General features: G+C 57.7%; 1 protein-coding gene. It reads right to left on the reverse strand.

Annotated features, from left to right (window positions below; translation table 11 throughout):
- Nucleotides 1-215, reverse strand: a 215-nt coding sequence (locus JEM65_RS21715; RefSeq protein ID WP_199603847.1) for an ATP-binding protein, incomplete at both ends; no start/stop codon positions are given.

Below are 215 nucleotides of genomic sequence, written 5' to 3' on the forward strand. Positions count from 1 at the left end.
TGGGATTCATCGCTGCAATCAACTGCGCTCTTGCCGGATATCGGACTTTCGCCCGTGCGCGGGAAATGGTGATTTCGCCGGATTCCATCGGCTGGCGCAAAGCATCCAGAACCTGCCGCTGAAATTCAGGCAGTTCATCGAGAAACAGCACACCATTATGGGCCAGCGATATTTCTCCTGGTCTGGGCAGCGAGCCACCCCCGACCAGCGCACTC

It is taken from the genome of Gelidibacter salicanalis (assembly GCF_016469035.1).
Taxonomy (GTDB): Bacteria; Bacteroidota; Bacteroidia; order Flavobacteriales; family Flavobacteriaceae; genus Gelidibacter; species Gelidibacter salicanalis_A.